Here is a 2,423-nt window from a genome sequence, read left to right on the forward strand (position 1 = left end):
GGCTTTTCTTCAGAGGCACACCCGGAAACCACTGCAAGCAACACGCAAGTAAACGCGATTCGATACATCTGCAAACACCTAATTCTGTTCAACATAAGATAAAACCCCCGCATCAGCACGGATCGTGATGATGTGGTGAGAAGGAAAACGAGACAAATCAAAATCAACCGTCATAGGAAACGGTTTCTTTTCCGTCCATCGATCCCATCGCTCCCCAAACCCCATACGGGCTTTCACCGGAAGTGACTTGACGTGCATTGAGGTTCCCCGAGTCGATGGAATCAGTAATAAAGCGGACCGCACCATCAAACATCAGCGTCTGCACACCCCCTTGATGTTCGCTCGAGGGCGAATAGGTACCCCAGCTATCGTTACCACCGCCGTAAGCACACGAGTACGAATTAGGCGGCAGCGTGGTTGTGAAACGATTGTTGACGGTCCGCCCATCACCAAGAATCAAACCACGCCAGCAGTCCGCGCCATTTTGATATTGACGCCGATTATTGGGATCCAGCGGTGCAGTCAAACAAGGCCCGGGTAGCGCCGATGTTCCGTCATACATTCCATTGAAACTAGCGACATCGCCTTTGACAAACGCTTGGTCACGAGGAGTTGCTGCGACTTCACTCATCGCAATCGTGTTGCTGGTTCCATCCAACAGGTCACGAAAACGGCGAACCGAGTTTCGTTCGCCATTGAGCCGAGGAATAAAGGGGCCGCGTGGATCGATGCGCGCGTAGGTACTTGCCTCTTGCGAGTCATTGCGAGCGTTGTGCCACATTGCATCACCGGTACTAAAGACATAATGACATTTCGAGATGCCGTTGATCGCCGTACCATCTGCATTTTGCGCTGATGGGCAGAGGAACGCAGATTGTGGTCCGGCCTCTTGTAGTGCCACACTTTGCCAGGGACCCGAGCCCGGAGTCGCCTTTTTGGCGTCTTCGACAAACGCGTCGTGAAGCGAATTCATCTCCATAAACGGCATCAAGAAAATAGCCGCACTGACAGTGCGACTGTTTCGTGAAAACCCATGGAAATCCACCGCACCGGCGGGGAATTGGTTATTCGCAGCATGATAATTCTGGATCGCCAACCCCAATTGCTTCATGTTATTGGAACATTGCATGCGACGTGCAGCTTCACGAGCCGCTTGAACCGCGGGCAAAAGCAGCCCGACTAATACGCCGATAATGGCGATCACCACCAACAATTCCACCAAAGTAAAACCCGTCAACTTCCGCCTGGCATCCCGGTTCATCTGTCTACCCTCATTTGAGAATCGAAAAAAATACGTGTTTATGATTTGCTTGAGCAAAATCACTTACAAAAAACACAAACACTTGCCGCCAAGCTAATTTCCGACAGGAGAGATAAACCAATATCCAGAGGTTAGCGAACCATCGTTACTTTTGGCGGGAAGAGCACTGCGTGAATCTGCAAAAGTAACACGCTCGCCACCTTGCGTGTGCTGCAAGTCGTCAAAAAACGGAAACACGAAAACAGAGTGATACACGATCAACCAGAACTGATACTCCATGTACAACCGATGTCAAATACGGCCTTGCCAACCGTCTGAAAAATCAAAAAACAACGCCAACAAGATCGCCCACAAATTGAAACTCCATAGACTTGTTCTGCAGGCCGCTTGACCACGACCCCATCTACAGCTTAGCCGCAGCATCCTTTACCGCCGCGCCAACGTCGATGACATCCAAGTTGTTTTCGCCGGCTGTGATTTCAACTTCGACCGGAGTGGTGGTGACGCTGCGGAATTTGGCTTCGACCAAGTCGTAAATTTTCACTGGACTTGAAACGCCAGGATCGTTGCTGACTGACTGGCCTTCGGTCTGCGTCTTATTGACAGTGACTTTGAACTTGCCCACTGGTGCACCTTCATACTTGCCATGCGTCATCACCACGACTTCGCCCTTTTCATTGGTGCTGCCGCCGGAGACCCATTTACTGAAAGCCGGATCCGTCGCAACCAATTGCACACTGGCGCCGACCAAAGGCGTCCCAGACTGATGGACTGTCAGCGTGGTGGGATACAATTCCGGCAGGTCATCGGGAATCGATTGCCCGGAACATCCACACACCCCTAGCAGACACAAGCCTGCGAGTGCAACTGCTTGATTGACATACGTGACCATCTGATTCCTTCAACGAGAGAAAAGATGCTTCGAGGAAGCCGTGACGACGATTCAAGTTTAGCAAATCCATCGCTCTCTAGATCGCGATCAAGGCAACGACGCTGTGTCACCTTGATGTGAAAGGTTGCCTTGATGCGAAAAAGAGAGTGAGCACGCTGGAGAAATTAGTCGGAATACGTTTCCGTTTCACTTCCTGCGGGACTTCCCATCGCTCCCCAAACGCCATAGGGACTTCGGCCGCTAGTGACTTGGCGAGCGTTTAGATTGCCC

General features: G+C 51.3%; 2 protein-coding genes. Both read right to left on the reverse strand.

Annotated features, from left to right (window positions below):
• Positions 1–163 precede the first annotated feature (163 nt).
• A complete protein-coding gene (locus ABX962_RS34735; RefSeq protein ID WP_372726238.1) occupies positions 164–1,261 on the reverse strand; it encodes a DUF1559 domain-containing protein in 1,098 nt (365 codons plus the stop codon).
• Positions 1,262–1,664: 403 nt separating this feature from the next.
• Positions 1,665–2,153: a carboxypeptidase regulatory-like domain-containing protein gene (locus tag ABX962_RS34740; protein ID WP_372726239.1), complete on the reverse strand. Its 489-nt coding sequence runs from the start codon at positions 2,151–2,153 to the stop codon at positions 1,665–1,667.
• Positions 2,154–2,423 lie beyond the last annotated feature (270 nt).

The sequence above is a fragment of the Novipirellula sp. genome, from assembly GCF_041583735.1.
GTDB lineage: Bacteria > Planctomycetota > Planctomycetia > Pirellulales > Pirellulaceae > Novipirellula.

Coding starts and splice junctions, on each gene's coding strand:
- ABX962_RS34735 (WP_372726238.1), bottom strand. CDS start 1,261: ATGAACCGGGATGCCAGGCGGAAGTTGACGGGTTTTACTTTGGTGGAA.
- ABX962_RS34740 (WP_372726239.1), bottom strand. CDS start 2,153: ATGGTCACGTATGTCAATCAAGCAGTTGCACTCGCAGGCTTGTGTCTG.